Source organism: Opitutaceae bacterium TAV5 (genome assembly GCA_000242935.3).
GTDB lineage: Bacteria > Verrucomicrobiota > Verrucomicrobiia > Opitutales > Opitutaceae > Geminisphaera.
This window is the reverse complement of sequence record CP007054.1, coordinates 47231-67796: the sequence shown is the minus strand read 5'-3', so window position 1 is coordinate 67796 and position 20566 is coordinate 47231. Positions and strand designations below refer to the sequence as shown.

Here is a 20566-nt window from a genome sequence, read left to right as displayed (position 1 = left end):
GTCATAACATTGTAACAGTACATTCCCGGAACCATAACCTACCATGCCTAATACATTCATTCCCCTCATGTTTGCCGCCTTTGATGTGGGTGGCTATTCTGTAAGCACAAAGACTGTCGTTGGATGGGTGATCGGCCTTGCCCTCATTCTGGGCCTGTGGCGCTGCCTCAGCCTCAATCGCGACGCCGCGAATGATCGTGATGCGGAACAGCGAAACGAAAAGCTGAAGATGGCCTGGGTTGTCCTCGGTAGCAGTGTTTGTATGACGATCCTTTTCGAGAGACTCGGGTTCATCTCCTTCACGGAAATAACCTCAAGCCTTAACAACTTCTAGGAGGGAAGCCGGTGTCTGCCGAAGAGAACAGCGAGCCGACTTTGCCGGTGACTCCTACAAACGAGGGCCGGAAGCCGGCGATGAACAACTTTGGCTACAACGTTCCCTTCTACGATCTGAAGCCTCTCTGGTTCGGGCTTTTCGGGACTGCACTTATGGGGATAGCGTTTTCGATGCGTCTGCTGGATTTTCTGCACTGGTCGGCGGCGCTGATCCTCGTGCTTGCTCCCCTCGTCGCGGCTCACATCTACATAAAAATGTTCGTTGAGAATGCGCTGCCTGATACGCAGCGGGATTTCTTTGCGCGTGTGCTTGCCCTTGCGCCGGATTTCGACCGGCCTCCGGTGCGTTGGTTGCCATTCGTGCCGAGCCTTCGCCCGCGACTGACCCTTGCGGCGGACCCGGAGCCATATGCCGGCAGTATCCATCCGATGCTGCGGTTGCAGGAACGCCTTGAGGCCCTCGCGGGTACTTCGGGAACAAAACGAAAAAACAACCAGACCGATAACCATGCCACTCCTTAGCGGTTTTCCCTCCGGCTGGATTGACAGCGACGCCCTCTGGTGGGGCGATGACCTGAACGCGAATACCGTTTTCAGCAAGGGGGCCCGTATCGAGGTTCCGGATATGCGAACCGCTGACACACGGACCCTGCTTGCGCTTCGTTACCAGATTCTGGGCCTGCTGTCGGGGCTGACGGCGCAGAGCGCCATGCAGATCCAGTGGTCGGTCGAGGATGACTATCATGCAGACTTCGACGCCTTTGAGAAGGAGACGGAGACAAGCGCGAAAATGACACGATGGTGCAGGGACCGTAGGAACAACCGCGTGGATTTCTATCGGGAGATGATAAAACGAGGGGGACTTCGGCGCGAAAGGGTGTATCTTTATCTTGCCCACCGATGCGCGGATCTTCGCGGGGTTTCGATGCACTCGCGCGCCGCGCGCGAAAGCTATCTGCGCAGCGCCTTGCGCGGTCTTGAAACCAGAATGCGACAAATGGAGATGTCGTTCCCCATCGCTCGCTGGACGATGATGGATGACGCCGGGCATGCGGGGCATCTTCGCAGATTCCTGAATCCCTCCCAAGTTCATGCCATCGCCTCCGGGGACGTGTTCGGTGAACTGGACCGGACCCGCTCTGTTCGGGAAAACTGCCTTCGATCTGATGTCATGCCCTTTCCCTACGGTTACGGTGAATCACGGGGCACCGGATTGCTGTTCGATGGGCACTACCATGCCATGTTCGTCGTCACCCGACTTCCTTCACAGACGCGGCCTGGAATGATGCTGGACCTCCTCGATGCGAATGACCGCAACTGTTCAATAACACAGAATATCTTCCCGTTGCCGGTTGATGTAGAAATCGAACGGCTGAGGAAGGAGCTGGATGAGATCCAGAAGTCTCTTACGATGGCGAAGTCGGCAGGCCTTGATGAACAGGGCAGGCTTCTACTTGCCCGGATCAACTCCCTCGTTTCATCCGCGGTCATCCCTTTCAAGGTTCTGACTGTCGTGAGAGTGTGGGCGGATTCACTCGAAAAATTGTCAGCCCAGGCGCTGGCTACGAAGGGAGCCTTGGGGAGGCTGAGCGGTCTCGGGTATCACGAAGTCAATGACCCGGTTCGTGCCCGGCATCTCTTTCTGGAAACCCTGCCCGGCCACCTTGCCGGCGATTACCGGGGCTGGGACAAATATTGCGAGAACCTGAATCTTGCCGATTTCACCCCCGTTTCCGCAACTTTCACCGGGCACTTGGAAGAAGCCCAAGCGCTCTATGACTCGCCGGGTGGAGGCGTCGTCGGGCTGCGACTCTTTGCCGGTACCGGCCATGTTCCCCAATCCACGACTGTTACCGGAGTGAACGGTGCGGGAAAAACTGCGGCGATGATCGACTGCCTTTCGCAGGTCGAGCACATGCTGGATTATACCTACATCCAGGAAGAAGGGATGGCTTTCGCCACCTATGCTCTCATCCGCGGGATTCCGAGCCTCGCGATGCGCGAGTCGGCTGACTATACGCTCAACCCCTTCGACACATTCGGGCTGCCGCTTACTAGCGGCAACATTGCCACCGTGTCGAAGACTGCCATGAAACTGGTCGGCCTGTCCTCCGATGAGGACAAGAACAAGGACCGCGAAAACCTGATCGGACAATATACCGCGTTGCTGTTTCGGGAGACGGCCGAGGACTTCAAGGACAGGGACGAGGATCGATGGATGAACATTACGAGGCTGGCGATGGCTTGCGAAAGGTCACGCGCTCCCCAGGACGACGCGATCGACGGTTATTTGAAATTCCGTGCCTTGCAGGAATCCGGACAGGACGAGGCAAAGGCGTTGCTGGCCTCGTTTTCCGAGGCGGAACTGATCGAGTACCAGACATCGCCCAAGTCCAGGGACCACGTATTTTCAATGGTATTTTCGCAGCTTGCGCCGGATGAATACCCGCAATGGGCCGGTCTCTGCGACATGATGAAATCCGGACGGCTCTCTGTCCACAAGAGGGGCAACGTGGCTGAGATTCTGACCATGCTTTCCACGTCACTCGGGCAGGGGCTTCGCTTCGGGGGCCAGATAGGCGGCCTGATCGACGGAGTTACCAACGTACCACTGTTCGGCAAGGGACTGCACTTGGATACGTCTTACCTGTCGGACGGAATGCTGAAAGAGGTCGCCGGGTTCCTGTTCCCGGAAATGGCCCGCAAGCACATCATGACGATGCCGCGAGCTGCCTACAAGGTGATGATGCTGGATGAACTGCGCCGGCTCGCGCTGATCCCCGGCGCGGTCGAGCACATGATGGAGATGCTGGCCCAGCTTCGCAAATACCGGGCCTGTTTTGTAGGGGCATTCCAGACCATCAGCCAGATCGAGGAGATAAACCCTGCCCTAGCGGCTGTCCTGATGGGACAATGCAAGCAGCATCTTATATTCCGCCAGAACGAGCTGAACGAGGTCCGGAAACTTGCGAAGGCAATCGGCCTGCCGGAAGCGGCCCAGCGGGCTGTTCTTTCGCACCCCCTGCTGGAGCACCAGAAGCGGGGAGTACGTGCGAGCTATTGCACGCTCTTTTCCAACGAGGGGAACGGGAACGCGACATGCGGAACCGTTCGCTTCGAGGTCGACGCCCCGTCGCTGTACGTGGTCTCGTCGAACGGCGAGATCTTCGACCAGAAAAAAAACCAGCTCGCTGGATACAAGGACCCGGTTGATGGAGTTTATGCCGCTGTCGAGTCGACTGGGCAAAAGGAGAAGGCCGCATGAGTTTGTCACAGGTTTTTCTCTCTCCCGCAAAGGACATGTCCCGGGCATCATTGAAGGAATCGTTGCATTATACTGTTTGCATCGGTCAGAAGGTATACCATCGACGGAAGTCGATCCAAGCGGCGCGCAGAATGGCGCAGCGCCTTTTTGACAAGGTGAAAGGCAAGACCGGAGGAACCTTGTGCATAGTTGAGGTTGATCCTGCAAAGGATAGCCGGCGCATCGTCCGGTATTCGCCCCTTGATTACTATGTACTAAACCCGCAGCAGCGCACCCCACTGGAATCCATAATGTCATGAATAATACGATAATATCCATCGTGCAGACTCACATAAACACCATCCGCGACGTGGGCAGGAAATACGGCAGGGAGGAAGATGCCTGGAACAGGCAGTTCCCTCTTGGCCCGGATGGCCGGGAGGGGATTTTTACGTTGGATGAATGCCTAACGGCGCTGAAATTTGCCAGAAGCTTTCAACCTGATGCCGAACGTGCCTGCCAGGCCTTGACAGCTTTGCCTGAAACCGAATCGCTGGTTGTCCGCTACGTTGCCGGCGCAAGGGGTTATGGCCAAGCGACCGTGACTCACACCCTGACGACTTCCGGCGACGAGGGCAGGTTTATGCTGTTGCGTCGCAACGCGCTCATGCTGGAACAGCTCAATGAGAGCATGCAGGCTCTTGCGAAATCCTCGCGAGATCTGGTTACTGACGATTATCTCTTCGGTTCCGAAGAAAATAACGAAATTGCCGAGAAATACTACAAGGCATTTTCGCTAGTTGTGGACAGTTTCGGAGAAGTGGAGAAGGCGCTGGCGGGATGTCATGAATTACCGGGGCGGGTTGCCGTCCCGGGAGAAGAGGACGGCAACCGCAAGCCGCTGCCGACGGCATCCGCAAACGCCCACGGGGCGGCTTATCACCGGTAATCTCGTATCCGCAGAAGCAAGACTCGAAAACATGCCTGAAAACAATAATCTTTCGTCACAAGAAACTGTCGCAAGATTGAGGGCAGAATTTGATTCCATGTCCCGGATCGAACCGGTGTCTTTTATAGATTCAGGTCTTGATCCGGTTCTTTGTTCCGTTGTGGCGTTGGACGGCCGCCGGTATTTGGACAAATGCAAGTGGGTCGTTGATGATCGATTTATTTCTTACGGAATCGGGTATGACCTTGAAGGAAATTGTGTTTACCAATCATGGTCCGGTTTTGATCTGCATCGGAATGCCCTCGGTGATCCGAAATTGTTGTTCGCATCGGCCGATCCCGTAGAGCTGGTCGCAGACTCGGACAGGTGGAGAACGCAGTATCTCGCCGAAACACCCCGATATTCTGTCCTTCCCCAGACATTGGTCGAAAAAAACGACAGCATCCTTTGTCGGAGTGCATCGGAGGCGGTTCGGGAGCTTGAAGCCTGGTTGCCGATGTATCCAGGTGAGTCTGTTTGTATCCGTGACAATCACAACAATGCCCTCGTGGGTGAAGCGGATTGGGAGCGCAGGGCCGGTTATGAACATGAGCGGCAAGACGGCCTTCGTCTTCTCACCGAAGAATTACGCCAGGCAGCCGTCGCTGAAGGCATTCAGTCCCGTGGAAATCAACTTTACAGCCGACTGATCGAAATTTGTATAAACAATCCGGATACCGATGTCGCTGCCCGACAGGCTGACGATCTGGTCCAACAGTTCGGTCTGGATGTATTCGTCGACTCGCAGAGCCTTCGGCAAACCGTTCGCTCGTTCATTCAGAGTAGCTGCGCTGACAGGAGTCGTGATAGCGATCTCCTAGCTGCTATCAGAAAATTCGAGGCGTCGGTCGCAACCGGATGTGCGAACGTTACACCTCTGCCTGAAATACGGCCGGCAACCCGGCCTGCTCACCTATGAACTGCATATTCAAAACAGTGACTGTCCTCGTCTTTGTCATTCTTGCCGGGGCGGGATGTTCAAGCACCCACAAAAGAAGTGCCATTGTCACAGGGTCGACATTGGCGGGTGCCGGTGCCGGTTATGCGATCGGAGGCGAGAAGCACCGCGCGGCCGGTACATTGATCGGCGCCGGTGCCGGCGCGCTTGGTTCCATGCTTGTCCTCGGCGAGGACGGGGAGGTTTACCGGCGAGGCTTGGATGAGGGCTATATCCTTGGATCGAGTGACGCGGTTAAACGTCTCTACTGGTCCAAGCAGGCCCTCGAAAAGCCAACCGGGCAAAGCGAAGGCGTACTTCGATACTATTCCTGGGAGGAGGAGGGGACAACCGCCGACGGGCGCAAACTGGCCCCGGAAACGGTTGCCGTGCCGATCTACGAACCTGTTCGCCAACCGTAATCAATAAATGTATACAAAAACCGGACTCCCGATGCGATGCCCTGCCTGTCTTGGCATTCTTGTTTTATTAGCAAATCCCGCCTTTGCATTTTCCGTGGTGGTGACCAAGGTGGCCGACCCGATGATTCTGGCCGATACGGCCAAAACCGCCGCCAGTACCGCCGCCACGCTTTCCCGGGCCACCGAAATGGTCCGGAATGCGCAGACACTTCTCGACTTTGCCGGCAATCCGAAGGTTGCCATCAAAAGCATATCGGACCTGAAAAGGATTTCTCAATCCATCGACCGGATTCTCGGCAACGATGCCAGTTATTCCGGGGTAAAGGGTGAAGTCTACAAAACGATGGACGACGCCGATTATGCGGTAAAGGCGTGGGAGCGGGTGTGGACAGAGTCTCAGCGTTTGCAGAGACAGATTGACTCTTATGGGAAAACTTATCGCGGGAATGTTGACCTCTACCGGGCTCTTGACGCCGCGGAGGGCATCTCGCGGGGGGTACGGACAGAGATCAAAAAGCAGAACGAGGCCCGCGCCGAAGCGGCGAAGGAACTGGCGGCTGCCCACAAGGCTCTTCTCGATGCTCAAACAGAAAGTGAAAAGCAGGCGGCTGCGGCGCAGATAGCGGCCGTGCAGGCCCAGACCGAAGCCATAGCCGCGCAGCAGCAGGCCCTCATCATTGAGCACCAGATGGAAAAAGCAGACGAGGAGCGCAAGGCAAGGGAGTCGGCGGTGGTCCGGTATGCGCAGCGGCAGGCTGATGCCGCCAATCTGGAAAAAGCTGCTAGGAAGTCCGCCGAAGAAGCCAGTGCAAAAACCGAAACTTGGAACCAGAAAGTTCAGGGTGATCCGTTTGGAGTCGATTATTCACGTATCAGGTAGGTCATGACAGAGACGTACAGAGTTCTCCTCGATATGCAGCCTCAAGCCCTCTTCGATGGCCTGATGACGCGCCATCCCGGAGTGCTTGAGGGATTCCGCCACCTGATGCAGTTTGCCGGCGGAGCTTTCCTTCTCCTCGGGCATTCCCAAAGGATGGCCGAGGTCGGTAAAAGGGGCATGGAAGCGACGGGGGAGATCGTGAGAACGCTCGTTCTCTGTATCCTCATTTTCGCCGGGGGTCAGATTCTTGGAATTCTCGCCAGCGTTTTTGCCAATGTTCCCGCCGAAATCGACGCGCCGGTTTCCTCCGGGTCGCTCATCACTCAGCTCTGGGAGCGCGCCAGGCAGTTTCCGGACCCGATGGAAGTCTTTTCGAAACCGGAGGGCAAGGATGCCGGAAAGGATGCCAGCACGCTGGAGGGGTCGATCAAGGCCGCCACATCGGGCGATACCGTCAGGGAAACCGCAGACGAAGCCGAGGAACTGTCGTTCTGGTCGCTATCGGACTGGTTTTACAGGCTCGGCCAGTTTCTGTCCCGGCTGTTCATGGCTATCGCGCGTCTGGGTCTGGCGGTTCTCGTTATCGGTGTCCTGCTGCTCGGAATCATCGCGTCGATGTTCATCATCTGGTGCATGGAGGCATTCAGGTATTTGGCGCTCGTGGTCGGAGCCTGCCTCCTCCCCCTCTTCATCGGGTTCCTCTCCACGGAACATATGCGGTCAGCAGGATGGAACTACATCCTGACCCTGATCGGCATATGCGCGTGGCCAATCGGGTGGGCTCTCGGGCATGCTATCACCATCGAGCTTTTCGATCTGTGGCTGCGTGTTGCGACAGGAGAGTCGTCGATGGCGGTGATCAATAATTCCATCGAGAATGGGGAAGGGCTGGCAAACCTCGGGACGTATGCCTCGATGTCCTTCCTTCAGTCCTCCTGCCTGGCGCTGGGTTTGCTGGGTCTGTTTCTCTGGATCTTGCTGGTGGCATTTGTTGCACCACTGCTGATTGCGAAAACGCTGACGACCGGGGCGGAGTTCGCTGCCGCCTTCATGGGCAAAGGCGTGCAGACCACTGTTGGCACCGCCGGCAAGCTGCTGGTTGGCGCAGCCACTGTCGCCGCGGCTCCGGCGGCGCTTTCCGCAATCAGCAAGATTGCGCCCGCAGCCAGTGCCGGCGGTAGTGCAACCCCGGCGGCAGGAGCGGCGGGAGGGGTATCCGGCGGAGGATCGGGACTGACCATGCTGGCCTTGGGAAGTGTCCGTGGAGTCGCAGCCAATCCGCCGACACTGGCCGACAAACGTAACTGAAAATGAGATACATTACAATGAATGATGGAAACCGGGAAAGCAACACAGACCGAAATGAGTGGGCAGAAGTTCGCGCAGCTATTGCCGACGCACTTCGCGAGATCGAGGAGAAGGCCTGCGAGTTTGCGGAGCGGATCAGCATCGAGGGCATGAAACCCTGCGAGGCTGTTGATCCGGACATCGCATGGGCCGAGGCACGAGCTGCTGCCGACAAGATCCGGACGCCGCGGCGGAGGAGCAAGTTTTCTGCTGCCACGCGGGTCGGCGATGCGTTGCAAGCTTCCTCGGCGGAGCAGGCAATCCAGGGTACCGTTTCGCAGTCGATACTCGCAGCGGTGGATTTTGTTCTGGGCAGGCACAGGACGGTTTCGCCGGAGAAGGCGGTGCCGGGTAACTTCGAAGTTATCAACGACGCCTCGCTTCCTGACAGTTCCCCTGTCGATTCAGTCGAATCCGCAGCGATCGACGTGGACGGGGAGGCGGGGAATTCCATCCCTCTCCCCTCGGGTCAGAAGGCACTTGCGACTGGCCGCAGACCTTTGCGACTACCGGGAGATTGACTTGTCATTGGTTTAGACAGGGGTTCTAATTCTTGAAAATTCAAAGAATGGACAAGGAATAACAAAGAATGGAGGTGATATGAATAAAGGTATTCGGTCTGTGTGTTTTGTCGCTGCATGGGCATGGCTCATAACGGCAGTTCACGCAATCAGTGTTGAGGGTGAGGCATACCGTTCCTCCTCGGGGTTTGTCGTTGAGGGATCCAGTACCAGTCTTGCCAGCGTGGGGTTTCCCGAGGCCTCGGGTGTATATACCGAGATCCAAGTCTTGGATTCGGGGGCGGTGAAAGACAACTATACTTATACCGTAACCACCGATGCTGGGTTCACGGTCTCACTAGGCCGAGGTGATGCTGGCGGCATGTCGGATCATGTATACCGTTATCATCTAGTTAAATATAATAATAGATTCTACTATGTCATAACACGTAGCACTTACACGGGCATGAACGGGCGGCCGTCTGTGCGATGGTACAGATACCGTGTGTCAGTGTATGCCGGAACGGTGGTCCACCCTACTGTCACAATTTCGCCCGCATCCAATTCTGTCGCGGTTGGAACCTCCGTAGTATTTACTGCTTCCGGAGGGCAAAACGGATATACATGGGGCGGATCGGCGAGCGGGAGCGGGAACACAAAATCGGTCACATTCGGTTCCGCTGGCACCTACCAGGTGACGGTGATGAGTCCCGCCGGCAACGGCTACGCCGCATCGAATACCGCCACAGCTATCGTCTCCGTTACCGTACCGGTTCCTGTCGCGCAAACTGTTACGATCAGTCCGGCATCGAGGACTGTTACGGCGGGCGATTCCGTGACGTTTACCGCATCGGGCGGGAAGAACGATTACACTTGGGGCGGTCTGGCAGGGGGGAACGGAACGACGAAGACAGTCACATTCAACTCGGCCGGAACCTACCAGGTGACGGTGATGAGTCCCGCAGGCAATGGCTACGCCGTCTCGAACACTGCGACCGCGACCATCACTGTCAACGAACCGCCGCCAACTTTGTATTCGGTCAGCGTGACGATCGTCGGGAATGGCTCGGTAGCCGGTGGTGGAACCTATGCCGAAGGCACTTATTGCACGCTTACACCGCAAGCGGGGAGTGATAGCTATTTTGCCGGCTTTTCCGGTGATCAGAACGGTCCCGGCGCAACCGCGGCAAACCCGTCCCCGGGTATCACATTTCTTGTGACAGGTAGTCGTTCCGTGACGGCATTATTCCTGGCGAAACTGGATCAGACTGTTGTGCTCCAGAATCCCGGTTCAAAGCCGGTGGATTCCCAACCGTTCGCCATCTCGTGGAGTACGGATGCCGGCACTACACCCACCTTTTCCATTTCAGGGGTAGCTACGATCAACTCCGGTTCAGGCCTCGTTTCTTTGGCAGGAGGATACGGTAATGTCACCGTGACCGCATCGTTCCCGGGCACGTTCATGTACTTGCCTGCAACCGCATCCGTGACGTTTGCAGTGGGTGTAGCGCAGCCGGGCGTCGTTATCGACGTGCAGGGTTCCTCGATTCAACTCAGCGGCCGAACTTCGTCCGATTTCTCGGAAGCCGGGTCCGCCGGCCGTGTTGCGTCCGCCGCCGCGTTGCCGCTTGTGTCCTCGTCGGACGAGGCACGCGTCGTCATCACCGCCACTCGCAACCTCATCGCCGGCGTTACCGATCCGGGGCCACCCCCGACAAATCCCACTGATCCGACCGAACCGGCACCGACGAACACTTTCCCGGAGAATCCGACAATCGGGCAACTTCACGTAGTGGATGGGGTTCGTTACCTTTACACTCCGGCGGGATGGCAGCGATTCTGAAATCTGAAAAATTTCTTGCTCTAGTTGGCGAAGTAGTTTTGCTAGCACCTGTCGCCGTTCCTTACACCGGCAATTCCTCAACCTAAACTCAGGATAAATATGAAACGCACCACGCTGTTTGTGTCCATTCTCTCTGCTGTCGCGCTCGCGAGCGCCACGGCCCATGCCGCCGAGGTCTTCACCCGGGCCGGTGCCGATGTGACGAAGTTTAAGGCGATCGGTACCGCCGACGACTTTTCAGATTGGGAAGTGGGTGCATTTGTCGAAGTGGGTCTCAATATCACCGACGCCCACAGTGTCGGGCTTGAAGTTGGATATGTTAAGGCTGACGGGCATTGGAATTTTTCCGAGTTCGACATCGAGAAGAAACAGGTACCGATTCTGGTGAATTACCGGTTTACTTACGCTTTTGGCGAAGCAAAGATTTGGAGTCTTTCAGCCGGTGCGACGGTGGGGGTGATTCATGACAAGTTCACGCTGGATACGCCAAGCCCAGATAGCACGGGATCTGATTCCAACTGGTTGTTCACCTACGGAATCACCGCTGGTATCAGTTATTCAATTACGAAAAATTGGTCATTTGATCTTGGCGGACGGATTCTCTGGGTTGACAACAAGGAGTACAAAGGGATCGGGGATGGAGATCTCACACTCTCGAAGGATACGACCTACGCCCGCCCGAGTGTGAATTTGTCTGTCACCTACCGTTTTTGATATTTCCATGCCCCCCCGAGGGGGCATGTCCGGCCTCTTCCGGGAAATCTCAAAAGAAATTCGCCCCACACGACCATCGACCTCGATCAGGAAACGTGGACGTTGAAATCAAGGCCATGATCAAGGCTCGATATCCCAACAGTGTCAGTGGATTCATTCGCAACTTCCTCCCGTCAATAGAAGGGGCTTGTTTGCCGACCCCGCGCGGATCGGATTACCGGAACGGCCATGTTCGCCGATCGCTTCGGAAATGAAGAAATCATGATTCACTCCCCCCCTGAAAACATTGATCTGACCCTCACGAGGGTAGGGGAATTTGACGACAGCGGCGCATACTTCGGCATCGATGGCGAAAGCACCTATTCCGAGGCTCCAGGGGCCCGGCGCTATGTGTTAAGGTACGCTCGTCTTGCGGACACCAGAAAGGCCGGCGTGGCGATTGAGATCATCACGGAGACCTTGAAAGACCCGAGAATTGATTCCGCGACACGAGTCCGACTCACGGAGGCGTTGGAAGTGGCTGAAACAATCGGGGGACCAGTCCACTACATGGATTTTGACGAAACCCCGATGGTGGCGTCAGCAAAACGGTTGGGTTACGATGCCGTTCGTGTTGCCGAGAATGATGATTTTCCCGGAAGCGCCAGCAGTGTGTTTGTCATCAACATCGCGTGTATTACACCGCTGGAGGCGTTGCCTGATGATCTTCCGAAGACTGCGGGGCTTTCTCGCGTTTGCAGCCGATAACTGCACCGTCAAACAAACCGAGCCAGACACTGGAGCATTGAACACAAACCAGCCACTACCTGAAACCCCTGCCGAAGCCATCCGCCAATGGAAGGAAAGCCTGCGCGAAACACTCGAAGGGGTTCACGATCGCCGCCCGGTTTTGTTCGGACGCACTCCGGAGATCCTTAAGCGGGTCGGATTTGAAGATCACCCCGTCTTTGTGCCGCCTTCGGTGATTAAAAAAGCCATGAGGATTCACGGAATTACATTGCTAACCCTTCGCACCCTTCATCACGCCATCGAGCATCCTGTGGCCGTATTTCAGTCTGAAACGGTGGGTGATTCAGTTGTGGTGATGCTGGACCGCAACGACAGTGAGGGACGGCCGATTTTCGTCGCGATGGGCCTTAACAGGGAAGTCAACGCCTACTTGGCTCACATCATCGCAAGCGTTTACGGAGCGAGCTTCAATCAGAGGATTGCCCGCTGGTTTGAAGAATCTGGGCGAGTTCTTTATTACCACCAAAAAAAGAGCCAGCAGTGGTTTCACTCGGTCGGGCTTCAATATCCCGAGCTGGAAACCATTGCTGGCGGTGAAAAGGTGGTCTCAGACATCGGCGATGTCAAGCCAAAGCCAGCGGGACCTGAGACGGTATCCGATGGATTGCCGTTGCCGGTTCCGGAAAAACATTCGTACTCAGTGAGACGTTCGCGTTGAGGAGTGAATCTGAACCCGGACTGCCTGTTATGGAAAATGACCCAAAGCCTGTTGTCCCACGCGTCGTTGAATTGGTAGAGGACGCAATGATCCGGTCGGCCATGGCAGCCGGGCTTACCGCAAAACTGGCCCGGAGGGCTGTCTATTGCGATTTCGATGACGGGAAGGTGGCGCACATGCCTGAGTACCAAGGCCAGCGCGAGTGGTTCATCAGTGACAACTTTGACCGGGGTTTCGGGACCATCATCTTTCGGCCGGCCGGGGAAGTTTTGACGGCGAAAGACAGCATCGAAGGCATCTGGCTATGGCGTGACCCGGGAACAGGTGAAGATTCGCCTATCCAAGGGGGCTATATCGGGGCCTTCGCAATGGCATCCGAGTTTTTCGGGGCCCAAGCAGTTTTCCCCGAGACCGAGGGGCCGAACGGTGCCAATCTCCCCACAGCCCAAAAAACGCAACGGTCGGGTAGATCCAGACCGTGAAATGCACGCAACTGGTCACCCTGTTGCAGTTTCAATTGAAGCCCTGCGAGGCATTTCAGGAAGGCGGCACTTATGCAACGCCAGAAATCGTAACGGCGAGGTAGGAGAGGCGACCTTGACGTTTCGGAAACATCTCGCGGTTTGAGAATTCCCCTCCCCCCTGATCTCAGGAATTACCACCGAAACGTCGATGAAACCCTCTTGCACCGGGTCCTTTGTTGAATCGGATGATTCTTTACATACTAAAGGATAATAAGTTACAATAGGTGTCATTTTGAAAGTTTTTTTATGTGACAAGTCATAACAATGTATCTTAAAAGGTGTTCGTGACTGCAACTGCCACAATTGATGTTCGGCACCCGACGGTACGGGTACCCGCAAGCGGGCAGATAGCTTCGTGGTTACGGGAAGGGGTCGCTGATGGGGCGAGTGACTGGCATTTTACCCCCGGGGAAAAGCCGGCCCTCAGGGTTTATGGGGATATACGTTATCTTGGTGACAGGCCGATAGCGGAAGAAGAGGCCCTTGAGGCTTGGAGATCGCTTACTAAGGAGGAGGGACGTGAAAAGCGGACTTTTTTCAGTCCCGATGACAGAAGTGTGGAAATCGACCTGGATGGGTCGAGAAAGCGATTCCGGGTTCATGCCAAAGTTGGACAAACCGGATTTTCTTTTAATCTGCGCTCTCTGGCGGATGCGCCACGTCCACTTACCGCACTAGGCACACCTCGGGCGTTGATCGAACTGATACACTCACGGAGTGCCGGCCTAGTTTTGGCAACGGGTCAGACAGGTTCGGGGAAGTCAACCACTTTGGCTGCAATCATTGACCACCTTGTCGAGACCCAGCCGATCAAAGTAATCACCTACGAGGCCCCGATTGAAACAATATTCAGATCGAGGAAAGGACTGGTGCAGCAGCATGAAGTGGGACCATATGGTCATGGTCATATCGAGAATTTTATTGAGGCTGCAAAGTCAGCCATGCGTGAAGATCCCGACGTAATCATGTTCGGGGAACTGCGTGAACCGGAAGCCATACGGTATGCGGTGGAAGCGGCAGAAACAGGTCATCTGGTTTTTGGGACTTTGCATACGGGGAACGCAGAACAAAGCATCTCACGATTAATCACGGCTTCTCCAGGGGAGGGAAAGGAATTCTTTTTGAATTCAATTAGCACCGCGCTCCTGGGGGTAGTGTCACAGAGACTGATACCGACAAGAGAAGGGAAACTGCGTGCGAATTATGAATTGATGATAGTCAACGAGGGAATCAGCGGATGTATTGCGCGAGCAGATTTCAACCAGATAAAAAACACGATGCTGACAGGAAGGAGGGATGGGATGTTTACTTTTGAAGAGCACCTTGAAGAACTCTTCTTGAGCAAGGAATATAGCGCGGAGGAGGTAGTCAGGTTTTCCCCGGTCCCGAGAGCAATGTTACGTCATTTACATAACCGGAAACACATTACTTCCCAGCAATTTCAACTGATTGGGCGCATGTATGGCATACAAAATATCTAAATTCATTGCCCTATTCTTGCTCTGTGCGATATGCGCGAGTGCGCAAACTCGCTCAACTATACAAAAGGCGCTAGAAACACCGGTATCGCATTTTGTTGTTGCTAGCCCTCGGCCAGTCGGTGATGTGTTTGATACACTATCGAGAAGTTACGGCATCCCGATTATTATGGATTCGGATGTTTCAGGCGAGGTATCTTTTCGTGTCACTGGTACAAGGTTACGCGGATTACTCGACGCTATATGCCGGCCACATGGATGGCATTATGAAATCGATGGTAGTGAGGGCGATTCGTACATAATAGTTCACCGATTTGTTACAAAGGTTTATTCGGTTGATTACTTGCAACTATCCCAGACAATGAGCAGCAGCGCCAGCGTAAACATATCCGCGAGCAATTCGAATAATTCAGGGAGTAGTTCGTCCAGTTACCGCCGGTCCGGTAATTCCAATAATTCCGAAGGCAACGGTAGCGGGGATTCAAGCGTGTCATTAACCAGCGAGAGTGAGGCTGATTTCTGGGGCAGGTTTGAGGAGGATGCCAAAGCTTTTGTCGGGAAAGACGAGCGGCTTGTTATCAACAGATTCGCAGGGCTTGTTCAACTTACTGCTTCATTACGGACACATGCAGAGGTTGAAACATATATCAATCAGGTGATGAAACGCGTGCGGCGTTCTGTGGTAATAGCGGTCCGGTTAGTTCGTGTCGACTTGGCGGATAGCCAGAAAATGGGGGTAGATTGGAGCATAGCGGCTTTTTCAATCGGCAAGGGTGGAAACGCTCCGGTTGTCGGGGGTTCATTCACTGGAATTAACGGGGAGACGGGCAGTGGTACAGGTAGCTTGACGACAAACTTGGGCGATGTAGGCGGGGTGACGCTGCCGGGTGAAACGTTTCGGGCAGTTATAGCGTCCGGAAAAGTAAGTGCCCTGATCTCCGCCTTGAAAGAACAGGGCGATGTAACTGTTACAAACAGGAGCACGGTATCTGCATTGAACAACCAGATGGCCCTTATGCAGATTTCGGAAGATAGGCCGGTTTTCAGCAAGGAATCCCAGACCACCTATAACCAAGCAACAACAGGGGTCACTCCGACAACAGAGACGAACTATAGTAAGGAGACAATCTCATTTGGGAATGTTCTGGAGGTAACACCGCAGGTTGATGACCAACTGGTCACTACGCTATCTGTATCGCCAACAATAACAGACTTTCGCGGTAACGTGACCTCGCCTGATGGCGGTAGCACCGCCTATAACGTTGGTGTCAAGCGTTACCGGTCCACCGTGGTGCTCCGGAATGGAGAAACGGCAATATTGGGTGGGTTTATCGAGGAAACCAGCGGAACCACGTCTAGGGGGGTCCCGTTTTTATCCGCGATTCCGGGCATTGGAGGTTTGTTCAGGACTGACGGGAAGATTTCACGGCGAAGTGAACTGGCTATTCTGATATCTGTTGAAGCTGAGGATCCCTTACTTCCTTCTCCACGACGGGTTGATCTTCCCGCCCCGGATCAAAGCTTGTCGCCAGAAGTTATGAGGGCGATATCCAAGGATGGGATTCAGGGGAGGGAACCCACAGCGGAAAAGGATGAAGCAACAGGCACCCCAAAAGAGGAGCAACCGCACAAGGTGCAGATTGTTGAATCATGATAAGTGAGGTAACATTGGAATCTGTTGAACAATATAACCCGCGCAGGTATGTTGCAGATGCCTTGACGCCACAGAACAAGGCACTATGTGAACGGTTGGAGAAAGAAGGAATTACAGACGCACAGGTTGCGTCCTTGATCGACAGTTACCGCGAAAGAATGGGAGGTAAGGCATTCAGCGAAGCGATCGTTGATTTCGGGTTTGCGACTGAAGGTGAAGTCGCTCGCTGGATTTCCGAAATAACTGGTCTGAAATTAGCTTCTCAAAGCGAACTGGCAAATACTGAACATGATGTCGTCAGGCTGCTTAGTCCGGGCATTGCCAGAATCCGGGGAGCACTACCCTTGAGGCGTGAGGGGGGGACCGTAATTATTGCAATTCACGACCCGGAAATCCCTCAATTTAGCCAGGTAAAATACGCTCTGGCCGGTTTAAGGTATCGCTTTGTTGTCGCGCCACGATCGGACATCGCTGCCGCGATAGAAACAGTACACGTAAGTACAATAGCTATTCGTGATGAAAACGAATGGGCAGATTTAGTTGAGAGGATATATCGCGAGTGTGCACTTACACCCGGTGCCTCGGATATACATTTCATTCCTGACGAGAAAACCACCACGATCAAATACAGGATTGATGGACAGTTGGTTGCAAAGCAGGCTGTAGAGGGTCAAGCTGACAAGGAGAGGTTGACTTCGGCAGTCAAACTCAGTGCAGGCCGAGGTGAAGATGGAAAGGTAAAGGTGACGGGGCTCGGAGGCCTGGATGTTGTCCAGAAGTTGCGGCCACAGGACGGAGCCGCAATCAGACGATACGGTTCCCGTCGTCTTTCATTGCGATTTTCATCAATCCCTACGATCAATGGGGAAAGTATTGTGATTCGATTTCTCGATCAGGACGCCCAGATCGGCGATTTGTCGAAATTGGGGATGTTGCAGGATCACGCTGCTCTTTACCAGAAATGCGTACGCAAGCCGGAAGGTTTGGTTCTGAACTGTGGTCCAACGGGGCACGGAAAGAGTACAACACTGGTTGCAGCGGTCCAGTATCTGGATATACACAAAAAACGTGTTATCACGATCGAAGATCCAGTTGAATATCGCCTGCGCGGGGTAACACAAATTCAGGCGTACCCTGACATTCAGGGAATGGGGTATGCAGATATTCTTAGGGCACTCGTGCGTCATAATCCGAACATAATAATTCTTGGGGAAATGCGGGACCCGGAAACAGCTAGAGCAGGATTGAGCCTCGCGCAGACAGGACACATGCTATTGACGACAACGCATGCCAATACCGCGCTTGGCGGGATACCCAGACTGCTGGATCTTGGAGTCGAACCCGCATTATTAGCAGCGGCCGCACAACTACTGCTAGGGCAGAGACTCGTCAGACGTGTCTGCCCCAAATGCCGGAAAAACCATCCTCATAATAATTCGATGGTGCAAGAGCACAGGGTTATTCTGGATCGGGCGGTTGGAAAGGGAATTCTGGAAAAACCCCTCTTTTATGAGGCCGGTCCGGGTTGCGCTCATTGTGATGGAACCGGTTTCAGAGGCAGGCTCGCTATCTTCGAATTGCGGGCAATCAAGAGAGAAATTCGCGAGCAACTGGCGGCGGAAAAAAATGAATTCGATCTGGGGACTGCCGAAGGAGTTTATTCAGCAGAATATGAGACAGGGGCATTGGTTAACAGAAGCATGGCACAAGATGGAGTGATTAAAGCTGCACTTGGTTTGACCACAATCGAGGAGGTTCTGGCAGCGAGCAGTATGGACGCTTCATAACAGAATTACCGATAGGAGGTACTAATGATGAAAAAACATATAAAAACATATACGCGTGGTTTCACGTTGATAGAACTACTAACCGTTATTGCGGTTATCGGGATACTGGCAGGGGTCTTGGTCCCCGTTGGGTCCAAAGTCCAGCAAATGGCCCGGATTTCATCTGCCATTTCTGATATTAAAACCAATCAGGCAATTGTTGCTGAAGCCTCGTCAAGGCTGGGAGGCACATTGCCTTTGACTGAAGCAGGAACAGGGACGATACCCGTTGAAACCGGGGCCGCCCCGGCGGCTACAGACTTCTATAATTTTGCAAGGTTGGAGCACGTTCTGGTTTCATTGCAACCCCCTCTGATGGAAACCTATTTTCGTCCAAAATTGGGAAGTCAGGCCTTTGCACGTGCCGACGGTGATTCCGGAGGGGAACTGGCATTCAACACCCGGACGCAGAAGTGGAGAAATGTCGATGGCGGTGCTATCGTTGCGACAGGTAAAAGCTACGACTCGGTGTCGAGACTTGAATGCCGGCCCGTTGATACCAGTGCGACACCGGGTACAGGTGCAAATTTCCGCCTAAACGGGGGTACAAGTGGTTTGCCCGCGGGTCGTGTGGCATACATAGTGTTCAAGGATGTCCCTGCCGGGGAGGCCTATCAACTCGCGCGCGGCATAAATGGCGACGCATTACTGACCGATACAAGTGAAGAAGGCACGAATGACCAGATTAACGGACAGGTAACCTACCTCGGGTCAGACACAGGGGTGGTTGACGTATACGTGTACCTTGCAGCGTTTTAGCATGCCATGAATATCAAAGGTTCGTGGGTATTCCTTGTTCTTGGGTGGGGTTGTTATGTAATCCGGTCTGGTGAATGGATTGCTTTGGGTCGACATTCAGGGGATTCGGAGAATGAGAATCCGCCGGGAAAGACTCCGGCTCAGTTACTGGAAGACTGGTTCGATGATGGTAACACACCAAGACGAGGGGCATCATGTATTATCATCTGGGAGCCTTTCGGGATCACCCATGAACGCGTGGAAGTTCCACTAATTACCCGAAACTTCCGCAATATTTTCAGTTCGCTTCAGGTAACTCAGGCAAATTTCCCGATGTTGACGAGTGGAACTGTCGGGTGGGGGGTGGAACCACTCGCAAAAGGTTCGGTTGGGGCGGCAAGGCGATGGTTTCATCTCGAGACTGTCCCGGGGTTACAGGCATTTGGTGACTTTATTGAAAGTCGCGGATTCAACGTTAAGGCTGCGTGGTCGTTATATACGGCGACGATGCATGCAACGAATGCAACGCAGGCTTTTTTTGTGGCAAAGGATTTTGTTGCGATTTTTACCGCTCCTGCTCCAGGAGGTGGGCGCATTGGGTCGATACACGGTATTGATATACATAATTTATTAGAACCAGCCGCAATTCCGGGAATTGCTGAAAAGATTTCGGCTACAGGGATAATTGGGAACAATGCTTCGAAGTCGTGGGCTGTTCTAGGCGCACAGGAAGATATTGACGCACTTCGGTACAAACTTGTAGATAGACAAAGTATATGGGACCAAGTAAAGTCAAATGCGACTACAGTCACGTTTGACAAGTTCTCAAAAGCGGTATCATCATTGAACCCTCGGAATCCTGCCAATTTGTGGGATGCATTTCCGAGAGCGTATCCTGTAAACAATATCCTCAAGTGTTTTGTCGCTGTATTAGTTGTTATTTCGGTAGTAGTTGGGATTAAGTGGCATTATGCGACAAAGGATATTAGCAATATTCGGGAAAAGGCAATAAGGGAATATACTGGTCTTGAAGAGCGCAAAGGAATCCTGTTGGCAAATATCGCCGAGATTGAAAGAATTGATAAGCTATATACTGGTGGCAGTATTAAGCTTCCGAAAGGTCGTGCGAGAGCGTTGACCAATCTGGGTGATGCGATTCCTGATAGTTTTACCATCACCCAGCTCAACATTGATCAGGATGGTAACGTTACTGGAACCGTAATCCAGTTAGTTGATGGAGGTGATTTACTCGGTCTGGCTACTCAAATGCAACGCTTTGGGTACGATGGGTGTGAAGTTTACAATTCCGAAGTGAAAAACGATACAACCGGACCCAAAAAATACCGAATCAAGGCAAAATTGAAGGGAAATTAGAATGTACAAGGGTTACGAAGTTTCAAGAACTTGGGTAGTTGCCGCAGCGATCTCGTTGGTTTCCGTTGCCGTGGCATCCATTTTATATCGTGGCGCAGATAAATCAAAATTATCTGCCTCAAGGGCATACAGACAACAAATGAATATTCGGCTTGCGGAGATATCTGACCTTGAGGGAAAGGGTAACGAACATGCGTTGGCCGAAGCTCGTGAAAGATCCGAGTCTTGGGAACAGCAATTATTGGCTCCTGGCGTTGTTGGATCGCTAATAAGTGAGTTTGGCCAATCGTGGCAATATCGTCATCTTGCTGGGG

At 53.8% G+C, this 20566-nt stretch carries 21 protein-coding genes; 16 read left to right on the top strand and 5 right to left on the bottom strand.

Annotation, left to right across the window (positions count from 1 at the left end):
* The first annotated feature begins 43 nt into the window (after positions 1-43).
* The 4 genes from OPIT5_00315 to OPIT5_00300 all read left to right on the top strand — a co-directional run bounded on the left by OPIT5_00315 (position 44) and on the right by OPIT5_00300 (position 4529).
* Positions 44-334, top strand: coding sequence for a hypothetical protein (locus tag OPIT5_00315; GenBank protein AHF95012.1), 291 nt, complete (start codon positions 44-46; stop codon positions 332-334).
* An 80-nt stretch (positions 335-414) separates the two neighbouring features.
* Entirely contained in the window at positions 415-858 is a 444-nt protein-coding gene (locus OPIT5_00310) for a hypothetical protein (protein AHF95011.1), read from the top strand.
* A complete protein-coding gene (locus OPIT5_00305) occupies positions 845-3601 on the top strand; it encodes a hypothetical protein (protein ID AHF95010.1) in 2757 nt (918 codons plus the stop codon). The genes OPIT5_00310 and OPIT5_00305 overlap by 14 nt, the downstream gene beginning before the upstream one ends.
* 295 nt (positions 3602-3896) lie before the next feature.
* Complete coding sequence (locus OPIT5_00300; protein AHF95009.1) at positions 3897-4529, top strand: hypothetical protein; 633 nt, start codon at positions 3897-3899, stop codon at positions 4527-4529.
* Between the two features lie 268 nt (positions 4530-4797).
* On the opposite strand, the gene OPIT5_00295 is transcribed toward OPIT5_00300, so the two are convergent.
* On the bottom strand, positions 4798-5118 hold the full coding sequence (locus OPIT5_00295) for a hypothetical protein (protein ID AHF95008.1): 321 nt from the start codon (positions 5116-5118) through the stop codon (positions 4798-4800).
* A 36-nt stretch (positions 5119-5154) separates the two neighbouring features.
* Positions 5155-5328 carry a hypothetical protein gene (locus OPIT5_00290; protein ID AHF95007.1) on the bottom strand — a complete coding sequence of 58 codons (174 nt, stop codon included), beginning with the start codon at positions 5326-5328 and terminating at the stop codon, positions 5155-5157.
* A 155-nt stretch (positions 5329-5483) separates the two neighbouring features.
* Between OPIT5_00290 and OPIT5_00285 the strand changes: the two genes are divergently transcribed.
* From OPIT5_00285 to OPIT5_00260, 6 genes are all read left to right on the top strand, one after another.
* Positions 5484-5927 (top strand): hypothetical protein, encoded by a 444-nt coding sequence (locus tag OPIT5_00285; protein ID AHF95006.1) that lies wholly within the window; start codon positions 5484-5486, stop codon positions 5925-5927.
* A 94-nt stretch (positions 5928-6021) separates the two neighbouring features.
* Entirely contained in the window at positions 6022-6807 is a 786-nt protein-coding gene (locus OPIT5_00280; protein AHF95005.1) for a hypothetical protein, read from the top strand.
* Between the two features lie 3 nt (positions 6808-6810).
* The gene (locus OPIT5_00275; protein AHF95004.1) at positions 6811-8115 is read left to right on the top strand and encodes a hypothetical protein; all 1305 of its coding nucleotides are present in this window, start codon (positions 6811-6813) and stop codon (positions 8113-8115) included.
* Between the two features lie 2 nt (positions 8116-8117).
* Positions 8118-8675 carry a hypothetical protein gene (locus tag OPIT5_00270; GenBank protein ID AHF95003.1) on the top strand — a complete coding sequence of 186 codons (558 nt, stop codon included), beginning with the start codon at positions 8118-8120 and terminating at the stop codon, positions 8673-8675.
* 1921 nt (positions 8676-10596) lie between these two features.
* Positions 10597-11211 (top strand): hypothetical protein, encoded by a 615-nt coding sequence (locus OPIT5_00265; GenBank protein AHF95002.1) that lies wholly within the window; start codon positions 10597-10599, stop codon positions 11209-11211.
* Between the two features lie 228 nt (positions 11212-11439).
* On the top strand, positions 11440-11958 hold the full coding sequence (locus OPIT5_00260) for a hypothetical protein (GenBank protein AHF95001.1): 519 nt from the start codon (positions 11440-11442) through the stop codon (positions 11956-11958).
* A gap of 55 nt (positions 11959-12013) precedes the next feature.
* On the opposite strand, the gene OPIT5_00255 is transcribed toward OPIT5_00260, so the two are convergent.
* On the bottom strand, positions 12014-12151 hold the full coding sequence (locus OPIT5_00255) for a hypothetical protein (protein ID AHF95000.1): 138 nt from the start codon (positions 12149-12151) through the stop codon (positions 12014-12016).
* Between the two features lie 36 nt (positions 12152-12187).
* On the opposite strand from OPIT5_00255, the gene OPIT5_00250 reads away from it, so the two are divergent.
* Both OPIT5_00250 and OPIT5_00245 read left to right on the top strand, forming a co-directional pair.
* The gene (locus OPIT5_00250; protein AHF94999.1) at positions 12188-12658 is read left to right on the top strand and encodes a hypothetical protein; all 471 of its coding nucleotides are present in this window, start codon (positions 12188-12190) and stop codon (positions 12656-12658) included.
* A gap of 29 nt (positions 12659-12687) precedes the next feature.
* On the top strand, positions 12688-13140 hold the full coding sequence (locus OPIT5_00245; GenBank protein AHF94998.1) for a hypothetical protein: 453 nt from the start codon (positions 12688-12690) through the stop codon (positions 13138-13140).
* Positions 13141-13541: 401 nt separating this feature from the next.
* On the opposite strand, the gene OPIT5_00240 is transcribed toward OPIT5_00245, so the two are convergent.
* On the bottom strand, positions 13542-13784 hold the full coding sequence (locus OPIT5_00240) for a hypothetical protein (GenBank protein AHF94997.1): 243 nt from the start codon (positions 13782-13784) through the stop codon (positions 13542-13544).
* Positions 13785-13874: 90 nt separating this feature from the next.
* Between OPIT5_00240 and OPIT5_00235 the strand changes: the two genes are divergently transcribed.
* A complete protein-coding gene (locus OPIT5_00235) occupies positions 13875-14663 on the top strand; it encodes a hypothetical protein (GenBank protein AHF94996.1) in 789 nt (262 codons plus the stop codon).
* A 176-nt stretch (positions 14664-14839) separates the two neighbouring features.
* A complete protein-coding gene (locus tag OPIT5_00230; GenBank protein AHF94995.1) occupies positions 14840-14962 on the top strand; it encodes a hypothetical protein in 123 nt (40 codons plus the stop codon).
* A 2197-nt stretch (positions 14963-17159) separates the two neighbouring features.
* On the opposite strand, the gene OPIT5_00225 is transcribed toward OPIT5_00230, so the two are convergent.
* Complete coding sequence (locus tag OPIT5_00225) at positions 17160-17501, bottom strand: hypothetical protein (protein AHF94994.1); 342 nt, start codon at positions 17499-17501, stop codon at positions 17160-17162.
* 252 nt (positions 17502-17753) lie between these two features.
* On the opposite strand from OPIT5_00225, the gene OPIT5_00220 reads away from it, so the two are divergent.
* A complete protein-coding gene (locus OPIT5_00220) occupies positions 17754-18101 on the top strand; it encodes a hypothetical protein (GenBank protein ID AHF94993.1) in 348 nt (115 codons plus the stop codon).
* A gap of 594 nt (positions 18102-18695) precedes the next feature.
* Positions 18696-18899: a hypothetical protein gene (locus tag OPIT5_00215; protein AHF94992.1), complete on the top strand. Its 204-nt coding sequence runs from the start codon at positions 18696-18698 to the stop codon at positions 18897-18899.
* Positions 18900-20566 lie beyond the last annotated feature (1667 nt).